9 protein-coding genes are annotated in these 10,640 nt (G+C 58.4%); 6 read left to right on the top strand and 3 right to left on the bottom strand.

The features are described from left to right. Positions 1–453 (bottom strand): AAA family ATPase (locus Q0288_RS03190; protein ID WP_299427074.1); only part of this gene is annotated, 453 nt, incomplete at its 3' end. 105 nt (positions 454–558) lie between these two features. Between Q0288_RS03190 and tsaD the strand changes: the two genes are divergently transcribed. Further along, entirely contained in the window at positions 559–1,539 is a 981-nt protein-coding gene (gene tsaD / locus Q0288_RS03185; protein WP_299427071.1) for a tRNA (adenosine(37)-N6)-threonylcarbamoyltransferase complex transferase subunit TsaD, read from the top strand. Between the two features lie 233 nt (positions 1,540–1,772). Here tsaD and Q0288_RS03180 read toward each other — a convergent pair whose 3' ends face one another. Beyond that, positions 1,773–2,459 (bottom strand): hypothetical protein, encoded by a 687-nt coding sequence (locus Q0288_RS03180; RefSeq protein WP_299427068.1) that lies wholly within the window; start codon positions 2,457–2,459, stop codon positions 1,773–1,775. Between the two features lie 321 nt (positions 2,460–2,780). Here Q0288_RS03180 and secA point away from each other — a divergent pair, with 321 nt between their 5' ends. From secA to Q0288_RS03165, 3 genes are all read left to right on the top strand, one after another. Further along, entirely contained in the window at positions 2,781–5,810 is a 3,030-nt protein-coding gene (gene secA / locus Q0288_RS03175) for a preprotein translocase subunit SecA (protein WP_299427065.1), read from the top strand. Positions 5,811–5,939: 129 nt separating this feature from the next. Further along, the gene (locus Q0288_RS03170; protein WP_299427062.1) at positions 5,940–6,815 is read left to right on the top strand and encodes a metallophosphoesterase; all 876 of its coding nucleotides are present in this window, start codon (positions 5,940–5,942) and stop codon (positions 6,813–6,815) included. 25 nt (positions 6,816–6,840) lie between these two features. After that, positions 6,841–7,653 carry a metallophosphoesterase gene (locus Q0288_RS03165; protein ID WP_299427059.1) on the top strand — a complete coding sequence of 271 codons (813 nt, stop codon included), beginning with the start codon at positions 6,841–6,843 and terminating at the stop codon, positions 7,651–7,653. Between the two features lie 455 nt (positions 7,654–8,108). On the opposite strand, the gene Q0288_RS03160 is transcribed toward Q0288_RS03165, so the two are convergent. Beyond that, positions 8,109–9,188 (bottom strand): prephenate dehydrogenase/arogenate dehydrogenase family protein, encoded by a 1,080-nt coding sequence (locus tag Q0288_RS03160; protein ID WP_299427077.1) that lies wholly within the window; start codon positions 9,186–9,188, stop codon positions 8,109–8,111. A gap of 317 nt (positions 9,189–9,505) precedes the next feature. Between Q0288_RS03160 and Q0288_RS03155 the strand changes: the two genes are divergently transcribed. Beyond that, positions 9,506–10,015: a TlpA disulfide reductase family protein gene (locus Q0288_RS03155; protein ID WP_299427056.1), complete on the top strand. Its 510-nt coding sequence runs from the start codon at positions 9,506–9,508 to the stop codon at positions 10,013–10,015. Positions 10,016–10,162: 147 nt separating this feature from the next. Next, the coding region (locus Q0288_RS03150) for a DUF2461 domain-containing protein (protein WP_299427053.1) at positions 10,163–10,640 on the top strand (478 nt) is incomplete at its 3' end.

The following is a 10,640-nucleotide window of genomic DNA, read 5'->3' as shown; positions in this document are numbered from 1 at the left end:
ATAGGTTCCCTCGAGCTCGAGGGGGTTCTGCGTGGCCAGTACGATAAAGGGCTCGGGTAGAGCGTAGCGGGTTCCGCTGACGGTTACACCCCGCTCCTGCATGGCCTCCAGCAGTGCCGACTGGGTCTTGGGGGTGGCCCGGTTGATTTCATCTGCCAGCACCACCTGGGCAAAAATGGGCCCCTGGCGAAAAATAAACTGCCCGTCTTCGAGTATCTCTGTCCCGGTTACGTCGGCAGGGAGCAGGTCGGGGGTGAACTGAATGCGGCGGTACGAAAGCCCACTGGCTTCAGCAAATGCTCTGGCCAGCAGAGTTTTACCCAGCCCTGGCAGCCCTTCCAGCAGGGCATGCCCACCTGCCACGGTGGTTGCGAGCAATTCGCGGATGACCTGCTCTTGCCCAAATAGAACCGTTTTCAGGGAATTTTCCAGTGCCTTGAGGGGTAGCTGCACAAGGTGAGTATAGCGGGTAGTAGGGATTTCTAGTATGCAACCCGGCCAGGCTTGGGGTTACTCGAGGATTTGACCTTCATGCCCCAAAGGGCCACAATTGGGGTTGTGTGGATTGTGGGTATTGATACTTCCTGTGATGATACCGGGGTGGGGGTTGTACGGGATGGACGGGTGATCGCCAATCTGGTGGCTTCCCAAACCCTGCTACACCAGCGCTATGGGGGGGTGGTTCCGGAGATGGCCTCGCGTGAACACACCCAGGTGATTGATGGACTGGTGCAGCAAGCCCTTGCCGAGGCCGGGGTTGCTACCTCTGATCTGGATTTGATTGCCGCTACTCGAGGTCCTGGACTGATTGGAGCCTTGCTGGTGGGATATACCTATGGCAAAGGCCTGGCTTTTGCCCTGGGCAAGCCTTTTGTTGGGGTGCATCACCTCGAGGGCCATATCTATGCTGCTCTGGCCGAGCATCCTGAGATCGAACCCCCTTTTCTGGCCCTGATCGCTTCTGGCGGCCACACCCATCTGTTTGAGGTTGGCAACTGGGGCGAGTACAAACTTTTGGGCGCAACCCTCGACGATGCTGCCGGAGAGGCCTTTGACAAGTCGGCCCGACTTTTGGGGCTGGACTATCCGGGGGGGCCAGAAATTGAAAAGCTGGCCCAGCACGGAGATCCTGAACGAGTTCCTCTGGGGATGCCATTGCAAGGGCAGGAAGGCTATAGCTTCAGTTTCTCGGGACTGAAAACAGCCGTGGCCAGGGCCATTGAAAAGGGATATGCGCCTGCTGATGTTGCAGCTCGATTCCAACAGGTTGCGGTCGGGCATCTGGTTCAGGTGGTCACCCGGGCTGCCGGGCGCACCGGGCTCACGACCCTTCTGGTGACGGGGGGGGTGGCGCAAAATGCGGCACTCAGAGGCCACTTGCAGGAAGTGGGTCTTAGACTGGTATTTCCACCTAAAGGCCTGGCAACCGACAACGGGGCCATGATTGCCCTGGCTGCCTGGCGTACGCGGTTGAGCAGTCCAGAAAGCCAGCTGGCTGTTCCGGCTGCGGCCTATCTACCCCTGAACCCGCCGTCCTGACTGCTGTCGCGCTCCTTATCAGACGCTGCATCCGGGGTGGGACGCAACTGCACCCACCCTGACGACCTGGTCTGGTTCGCAACCAGGCTTAACCAGAGGGGAAGTTCGCTCTCAGCGCACCCACGGTAGAAGTTTTGCTGGTGGTTTTTACGGGATGCAACTCTTGGGTTTGCGTCGGCGCAGCTTCGTGGCCAGGCTGCTGTGGGTCGCGCAGATGCCTGACCTGGAGATACTTACTTTCGCAAAGCCACCAGCTCGGTTACGTTTTCCCTGTCGCGGGTTTTCTGGATACTTTTGACCAATCCCACATTCTCGGCATACCAGGCTGTACCCTGGCTCTCGAAGTTGAAGGGGATGACGATTGGGCCTGCACTGGCCCGGATTCGGGTAATAAAGCTGGTTTGCAGCTTGTACGCGCTAAAGCGCCCCGCCGGAGTGGTGACGATTTCCTGTGCCACTACCCTGTAGGTAGTCTCGAGCGTCCCACTGATGTTGAAGCGTACCGGCCCTTGTTGTCCGGTTCCACGCACCTCAATTAACAATTTCCAGCTGTTGCCCACGACCCACGAATCGTAGTCAGGGACTGCAACACCCGTCACCTTCACCACTTCCAGGTTGTAGTTGACCGGCTGCCCGCCTACATCGGCCCGATTACTGCCGCTACCCCCAAAATCCACCGGGAAGATTCCTTCCGGGGTGCATTTGTGTGTGGATTCCTCCTTGCCGTTTGCAGTCTGCCGCACCTGGGTATAGCCGCTATTGCTGATGCTGGTCTTGCGAATGGAATAAGTGCTGGTGCGTTCTCCAACGACCCGATACTGCCATTCCCAGGTGGGGCGGGTAGGGGAAAAAGGTTGATCACAGAGCTGGGCCAGGGCGGGGCTGCCCAACAGGATCAGTGCAACCAGAATACGCGGCATAAACAGAGTGTATAGAATCACTCCACTGAGTACCAGGTTTACAGGGTTCCTATTTCCTCTCCCCTCGAGCGAGAGGGCGACGATACCCCGCCAGGCAGAGGCGTCACAACCTTTCTGGCACTCATTTCCCAGAGCAGGGATTGTCGCCAGTAGAGAGGACTGCATACGGAGAAGCAAAAAGATGTCAGAAACGATACGGGAAAGTTTGGAGTAAGCCTAAGGTTGGCTTCACAGCGAACCCCCCATCTCCAGTCAAGGAGCCAGGTCTCCTGCAAATACCCCATTCATTCTCATCTGGACAGGGTAGAATCGGGTTTGGTTATGTTGGCCTGGATTAATAAACTTATCGATAACAACGAACGCAAGGTGGCCCGCTACTGGAAAACCGTGGTGGCACCGGTGAATGCCCTCGAGGACGAAGTTTCTCAGATCGAAGACCTGGCTGCCGAGTTCGCCAAACTGCGTGAGGCCTACCAGAATGGCAGCGACCTGGATGGGTTGCTACCCCGCGCCTTCGCCCTGACCCGCGAATCCTCCAAACGCTTCCTGGGACTGCGTCACTATGATGTGCAGCTCATCGGGGGGGCAGTTTTGCACGAGGGCAAAATCGCCGAGATGAAGACCGGCGAGGGCAAGACCCTGGTGGCTACTCTGGCCGTCGCCCTCAATGCCATTGCCGGCAAAGGGGTGCATCTGGTAACGGTCAACGACTACCTGGCCCGCCGTGATGCTGACTGGATGGGGCCAATTTACAAGGGACTGGGCCTCACGGTGGGGGTGGTACAGAACCAGTCCAGCCCCGATGAGCGACGCGCTTCCTACCTGTGTGATGTGACCTATGTGACCAATAGCGAGTTGGGCTTCGACTACCTGCGCGACAACATGTCAGTAGCTCCTGAACAGTTGGTGCTGCGTCACGAAACGCCTCTGAATTACGCCATAATTGACGAGGTGGACTCGATCCTGGTGGACGAGGCCCGTACTCCCCTGATCATCAGCGGCCCGGCTGAAAAAGCCACCGACATGTACTACCGGATGGCCGAGATTGTTAAGAAGCTCGAGCGCGGCGAAAAACCCCCGGTGGGCACTAAGGCCGACCCCACCGGCGACTACACCATCGAAGAGAAGCAAAAAGCCGTACACCTGACCCTACAGGGTATCGCCAAGGCCGAGAAGATGCTGGGGGTGGAGGGCCTGTTCAACACCGAGAACATGGAACTGGCCCACATGCTGACCCAGGCCATCCGGGCCAAGGAACTCTACTTTATTGACCGTGAATATATTGTGCAGGAGGGCCAGGTCATTATCGTGGACGAGTTCACGGGCCGCCTCCAGCCGGGGCGTCGCTTTGGCGAGGGGCTGCACCAGGCCATCGAGGCCAAGCAAGGGGTCAAGATCGAGCGCGAAAACCAGACCCTGGCCACCGTGACCTACCAGAACTTCTTCCGCCTTTTTGAGAAGACTGCCGGCATGACCGGTACGGCCAAGACCGAGGAGAAGGAGTTCCAGGAAATTTACGCCATGGATGTACGCAGCATCCCGACCAACCGCCCCATGATCCGCCGGGATGCCCCAGATGTGGTCTACCGCTCGGAGAAGGGCAAGTTCTTTGCGGTGGTCGAGGAGATCGCCGAGAAGTACGAAAAGGGTCAGCCGGTACTGGTCGGCACCATCTCGGTGGAGAAATCCGAGCGGCTGTCGGCCATGCTCAAGGAGGCCCGGCACTTCCTACCGCGTTTGGAGGCCCGCGCCCAGCTCATGACCAAGTCCATCGAAAAGCAGAGCGGTCCCGAGTGGGATCGGCTCAAGAAGGCCCTGGAGCGCCCAGGCTCGATGCGCGATGCCGAACTCGAGCAGCACGAGTCCACCATCCCGGCCAAGGGCAGTATCCGGGTAGCCTGGGACTTCCTGAAGAAAGCCGTGCATACCCTCGAGCTGATTCGCAAGGGCATCCCGCACCAGGTTCTGAACGCCAAATACCACGAAAAAGAGTCGGAGATCGTGGCCCAGGCTGGGCGCAGCAAGACCATCACCATCTCCACCAACATGGCCGGACGCGGCACCGACATCAAGCTGGGCGGCAACGCCGAGTATCTGGCCTCCGATCTGCTGCGAAAGGAGGGCCTCGAGCCCCGCTCCGAATGGCGTCTTGAACTCTTCATCAAAAAACTGGTGCAGGGCGCAGAGGACGAGGCCTTAAAACTGGCCCCAGAGATTGGAGTGCGCCAGTCGGTTATTGACGAAATTCGCCGCCTGCGCGATACCTGTGCAGCCGACGAGGTGCGGGTCAAGGAACTGGGCGGGCTGCACATCATCGGCACCGAGCGGCACGAGTCGCGCCGCATTGACAACCAGTTGCGCGGGCGTTCGGGCCGCCAGGGCGACCCTGGCTCCTCACGGTTTTATGTCTCTTTCGACGACGATCTGATGCGCCTGTTTGCCTCCGAGCGCATTGTGGGGATGCTCGACCGCATGGGCTTCGATGACTCTGAGCCCATTGAAAACCAGATGGTCACCCGCTCCATCGAACGGGCCCAGAAGCGGGTCGAAGACCGCCACTTCGATACCCGCAAGCAGCTCCTGCGCCTCGACGAAGTGATGGCCCGCCAACGCGAGGTGGTCTATGCCCAGCGCCGCAACGTGCTGCTGGGAACCGACGAGTCGGTACGCGAGGGTGCCCTGAACATGGTTGAGGACACCGTGGACGGGGTGGCCGCCAACTATCTCAATGCCGAGCAGCACCCGGAAGACTGGGATATCGAAGGCTTGCGCTCGAGCCTCGTGGACTTCATCCCTCCGCTCAAAGAATTTGATTTCGACGGCCTGCGCAAGCTCAAGCCGGACGAGGGCAGCGAGCTACTGATTGAAGCCGGACGTGCGGCCTACGAGGCCCGAGAGGCGGAACTCAACGCCCAGGGGCCCAATCTGATGCGGGCAGTGGAGCGCTTCGTGACCCTGCAAGTGGTGGACAATGCCTGGAAAGAACACCTGCACAACATGGATGTGCTCAAGCAGGGTATCTTCCTGCGTGGCTACGGCCAGCGTGACCCCTTCCAGGAGTACAAGCTCGAGGGCACCCGCTTCTTCAACGAGATGATCGGGGGCATCAAGAGCGAAGTGACCAAGTTCCTCTTCCGCCTCCAGGTCGAGGTTAACCAGCAACCCATCCCGGCTCCGGTGGCCCAGGGGGTTGAGTACAGCGGCTCCGATGCCGGTGCTGCCTCACCCCAGGGCGGCTTCGACCCCTTCACGGTGCGTCGCCAGCAAAAAGCCTCCACGGCTTTTTCGGGCATGAGCCGTGCCGAGCGCCGCAGGCTCGAGCGGGAAGAGAAGAAGAAAAACAAAGGATAGGCAGAACACAAGTTGAGCGGGCTTTGAAGGCTGCCGTGCACTACAGCAGGCGCAGTGTCCGGCTGTACGCCGAGCCCGATGGGGTGACAAACATACCCTGGTAGGCACGGAGTCGTAGACTAAAGCGCAATGCTGACCCGCCGTCGCTTCCTGACCCTGCTGGGCCTGACGGGTATAGGCGCTGTGGGAGCAGGGGGGCTGGCGGTCAGTAGAACCTACCAGTTTCAAATTAACCGTTATCGGCGGGTGTTGCGAGGGCTAGATCGCCCCCTGCGGGTGGCCCAGTTGAGTGATTTGCATTATGGCCCCTGGGTTCAAGCGGCCTCAATACGGGCCTGGGTGAAGGCTGCCAATGCCGAGAGACCCGACCTTATCGTCATCACGGGCGACCTGATCGAGTCGGGTCTGCGCCTGGACTGGCTGACCGGCATCTACCAGGCCGCCACCCCCGATCTCGACGCACTGCTGGCCGAGATGGGTGAACTAAGTGCGCCCTTGGGGGTCTACTCGATCTGGGGTAACCACGACAATGGTGTGCAAGAAAGCAAGCGCTATTTAGCCCGGCACCTTCCCAGGCGCGGTATACAGGTGCTGAATAACCTGGGTCTTTTCCCTAGAGCCGACCTGTATTTGAGTGGGGTAGACGATTACTGGTATGGCGGTGCCGACGCCAGAGCTGCTTTGACCGATTACCGTCCGGGCAAAGCCAGCCTGGCCCTGGCGCACAACCCCGACTTTCTGGATTTTTATTATGACCTGCCCGTCACGCTGGCCTTGTGCGGCCATACCCACGGCGGGCAGGTCTATCTTCCAGGAGTCGGCGCACCCTGGACACCCTCCTACTACAAACAAAGCTATCTGGGGGGCTGGTATAACCCAGGCTATAGCCCCGGCTCACCCCCAGTACCTGGCTTCGTATCACGGGGTCTTGGGGTGACGCTGTTTCCCCTGCGCATCAACGCCCCTGCCGAACTGGTGGTATTTGACTTTATGCCGGAAGGTTGAAGCGGTTTACTGTTAGGATAACGGGGTGATTTTCGGCTATTCCTTTGCCATCCAGCACTACCAGCGTAGCCTGCGGGGTTTGCAGGCCCCCTTGCGGGTAGCCCACCTCTCCGATCTGCACATTGGTTTTTTCATGCGCCTGGGTTCTGTCCGGCGCTGGGTGGAGGCCACCTCGGCCCTGCGGCCCGACCTGATTGTAATAACCGGCGACCTGACCGACTCGGGACGGAAGCATCAGGTCTTGCCTGCACTGCCCGAGCTGCGAAAGCTTCGGGCTCCCCTGGGAACCTGGGCGGTCTTGGGTAATCACGACTACCGCTTTAACGACTATCAGCCCAAGTACCCCGCCCAGGTGGTTGTGTCCAAAAAGTCCAGTGTCAATCCACCCAGAGTGCCAATGGTACCACCAGAGGAGTTAGAGAACCAGCTCAACGAGTTGGGCATTCGCCTGCTCCACAATGCAGGAGTGCAACTCAGAAAAGATCTTTACCTGGCTGGAGTGGAGGACTTGTGGCATGGCGAACCCAACGTAACACAAGCCTGTGCAGAGCACACGGACTCTTCTGCGGGTCTGCTTATTTGCCACAACCCGGATTATCTGTACCAGGTACCAGAATCCGTTGACCTTACGCTGTGCGGCCATACCCACGGGGGACAGGTGGTTCTGCCCTGGTATGGCCCCACCTTCACGGCCTCGAGCTATGGCCAGAAGTTTGCCGGGGGTTGGGTGGACGACCCGGTTCCAGCTTTTATCTCAAGGGGTCTGGGCTTGTCCACTGCGCCCATTAGAGTCGCCTGCCCGGCTGAATTGGTTATTCACGACTTCGTGCCCCAGTAGAAATCTCGTTCTCCAACCCGACCGTTTTACGGGATGGGCTGACCCCGTCTGAAATCAAAAGGGCCGTGGGCTCTGATTATCAAATCGGAAAAATACGTCGGTGTCATGCGGATCGGAGTGAAGTCTTGAACGGCCTCAGCCTGAAACCCCGGTAATTTTGTGCGTGCTAAGCATCTTCACGATAAGAGTTGGGTCTACCCACAGAGCCGCGCCGACGCCAGCCCCGGAAGAGCACCGGTTAACACCGGATTCAAAAAGATCATCCTCCAATCCGGGAACCCAGAGGCTCTCTTTTGGAATCCTGGAGCACACCGCTCCCAGACGGTCGGCGAAAAAAGCGTCTCCCTTCGGTCGGGTTCCGAATCTGGTATAAAACCATCCCCGAAAGTTCTATCGTGGGCGCACATAGAGAGTCCACTTCCACTTTTGTGATTAGGGGGCTGAGGGGGCTCCGCTCAGCGCACTTTGTAGCCGATCCCTTCAAGAATTCGCCGGGCCTGCTCGCGCTCCTCTGTGGTGGCAAAGCCCATCCGAATGGCCCCCCCCTCGTCGCGGATGGCCAGCACCTCGAAGTTTTTGATGTTAACCCCCGCGCTTCCCAGCGCAGTAGAAACCGTTGAAATCTGCCCAGGTTTGTCGGGGACTTGTACCACCAGTTCGTTCATAACTGGCAACAAGCTGCGCTTGACAATGGGCAGTGAATCGCGGGTTCGCTTGGCTTCCTGAGCGACCTCGAGCAGGTTTTCGGGCGCATCGAGTAGATTTTCCAGCTCCAGCATTACTGCCCGGAGGTCTTCAACCGCCTGGCGCAGGGCTTCTTTGTTGGCAACCACCATGTCCCGGCTCATGCGGGGGGAACCCGAAGCCACTCGAGTCAGGTCGCGAAAGCCGCCTGCGGCCAGGAAGATCAGCAAGTCTTGATCAGGGTCTCGGGCCACCAGCCGATTTAAGCCCACCGCCAGTAGATACGGCAGGTGCGAAATGCGGGCCACCAACCGGTCATGAAGTTCAGGGGAGATTTCCAGTGGATAGGCGCCCAGGTTTTGTACCAACTCGCGTATGGTGGCGAGCGCATCGGAAGGAGTGGCAGGACTGGGCGTGATGACCCAGACGGCATTTTGCAACAAACCTGCATGGGCAGCTTCGACGCCGGCTTTCTCGCTGCCCGCCATCGGATGTGAACCCACAAAATTGGGTAAAACCTCCGTCAAGGCCTGTACTACCGGGAGTTTAACGCTGCCCACATCTATCCAGATCGTGTGGGGGCTGGAAAAGCGCGCCAACTTCTGGCCTTCACCGACCAAAACCCCCATAGGAGCCGCGAGCACCCCCAGGTCAAGTTCGGCAATCCAACTACCCATCGAAGTATGAACCCTATCCACAACCTGCAAGGCCAGGGCATCTTCCAGCGCCTGTGGATCGGGGTCATAGGCGTGAATTTCCGTGGCCAAAAAGCGTTCACGCAGCCCCAGAGCCATGCTGCCACCCAGGAGGCCAATGCCAAAAATGCCAACTTTGCTAAAGAGGGGTTCCATCATATAAAGGAAGGGGCAACGGTTTAGGGGACGGGGTGAGGATTTTTGTAAGTCCCGCGCCCACGACCTATAGCTTATCGCAAGCGACTCGGTTCTACAGGCATTTATCGTGGCCTGGCTTTTGCTCTGCCCCGAAAGCGTCTCATCCGGCATCCGGTCTTTAAGGCTGTCTTCGGGCTGTTTTTGTGGTTCAGAAAGACACAACTTCATGTGTGCTACCACCCCCTGCTGCTTGGGGAGGGGAGAGGTGCATACGAAAAAGCCTGCTTGGGAGATTGCGAACACTTGGAGATGACGAACCCTGCTAGACTCGAGGGGTGGAAGCCTCGCTCAAAAAACTTTCGCCCGCTTTGCAGTTGGGATTTGCAGGGCTTGTTGTAGCCGGTTTGGTGGCCCTTGCAGTCCTGTCCACTCCTGTCCCAAGCCGTACCGGCGACCTTCCGCAGGCCCAGCTGGTCAGGCTTGATGGCGCCACCAAGCAGCTCCAGACTGGAAAGCCAACCGTGGTAACCGTTTGGGTTGAATGGTGCAGCTTTTGCCAGCGCCAATTGCCCGAATTTGAGCAGGTTGCCCGTCAGCGCACCGATGTACACTTTGCTTTTGTGAATGATGGAGAGCCGGCTACCGTAGTGCGACGTTTTCTCGAGGCCTCTTCCTATCGTAGCGCAGCGATTTACCAGGATGTGCAGCGCGAGGTATCCCGCAAGCTCCGGGTGCAGGGCTACCCGTCCAACTTCTTCTATAATTCCAGGGGTGAGCTGGTAAATGAGGTGCGCGGTTATATGGGGGTCGAACAACTGCGACGGGCCCTGGAAAGACTGGACTGAATTCCACTCCGATAAGCCACTTGAATACGCATCAATGGCCCAGCAGGTAATCTCACCCCCCGCCTCGAGGTTCACAGCGGGATCGGGATATCGCGAATCAATCTTTGCTGACAATTTTCCGCCCGGACCACGGGGTAAAGTTGCCATGTGCCGGTAACCAGCGCGTACTTTGAAAATGAGCTTTTCACCTTCTTAACCGAGCTGCGCTTCAACAACCAGCGTCCCTGGTTCCAGGCCAACCAGCACCGCTATGAGTCCCTTGTACGCCAGCCGTTTTTACACTTTATTAAGGATTTTACCCCCCGCCTCGAGAAGATCAGCCCTGACTATGTAGCGGGTCCGCGAAGCCTCTTCCGCATTAACCGGGACACCCGCTTCAGCGCCCACAAAACGCCCTATAAAACCCACGCGGCAGCGCAATTCCGACATCGTCTGGGGCAGGATGTGCACATGCCTGGGTTTTATATGCACCTCGAGCCTGACAACTGCTTTTTTGGGGCCGGAATATGGATGCCCGCACCGGAAAACCTCCGACGGATACGCGCAGCTATTGCGCGGCTGGACTATCGCTGGATGGAGCTGCGCGAGGTTCTTGAACTTGATGGCGAAGGCAAACTCACCCGTC

Origin of the sequence: uncultured Meiothermus sp. (genome assembly GCF_937863175.1) — a bacterium.
Lineage (GTDB): Bacteria > Deinococcota > Deinococci > Deinococcales > Thermaceae > Meiothermus.
This window is presented reverse-complemented; position numbering and strand designations above follow the sequence as displayed.

Coding starts and splice junctions, on each gene's coding strand:
- secA (WP_299427065.1), top strand. CDS start 2,781: ATGTTGGCCTGGATTAATAAACTTATCGATAACAACGAACGCAAGGTG.
- Q0288_RS03170 (WP_299427062.1), top strand. CDS start 5,940: ATGCTGACCCGCCGTCGCTTCCTGACCCTGCTGGGCCTGACGGGTATA.
- Q0288_RS03180 (WP_299427068.1), bottom strand. CDS start 2,459: ATGCCGCGTATTCTGGTTGCACTGATCCTGTTGGGCAGCCCCGCCCTG.
- Q0288_RS03160 (WP_299427077.1), bottom strand. CDS start 9,188: ATGGAACCCCTCTTTAGCAAAGTTGGCATTTTTGGCATTGGCCTCCTG.